Origin of the sequence: Streptomyces sp. DH12 (assembly GCF_020873895.1) — a bacterium.
Classification (GTDB): Bacteria; Actinomycetota; Actinomycetes; order Streptomycetales; family Streptomycetaceae; genus Streptomyces.
On sequence record NZ_JAHWGT010001456.1, the window covers coordinates 1 to 409 of the forward strand.

Genomic DNA, 409 nt, shown 5'->3' on the forward strand with positions numbered 1-409 from the left:
ACGTACAGGGCGCGGGGGCGCAGCCCGGCGGCGCGTGCCTCGTCGGCGGCGCGGCCCACGGCGGCGGGGTCGAGCCCGGCGGGGCCCTCGGGCACGGGCAGCACCCGGGTCTCGGTGAGCCGGGCCGCGCCGGTGAACCCGACGTAGGTGGGCGCAGCCGCCAGGACGACGTCGCGTGCGTCGCGTCGCAGGGCGCGCAGCACCAGGACCATGGCCTCCTGGCAGCCGGTGGTGACGAGGACGTCGGCCTCGTCGGCGGTGATGCCCTCGTCGAGGAGGAGGTGGCGGACGATCAGGTCGCCCACGATCCCCTTGGTCGCCCCGTACTGGAACAGGGTGCGCCGCACCTGACGCCGGTCCATGCCCCGCTCGGTCTCGAGGTACCGGGTGAACAGGCGCAGGTGGCGGT

The 409-nt window shown here is 76.0% G+C and carries 1 protein-coding gene; it reads right to left on the minus strand.

Annotated features, from left to right (window positions below):
* The coding region (locus LPA54_RS40550) for an aminotransferase class I/II-fold pyridoxal phosphate-dependent enzyme (protein ID WP_228985439.1) at nt 1–362 on the minus strand (362 nt) is incomplete at its 3' end.
* Nucleotides 363–409 lie beyond the last annotated feature (47 nt).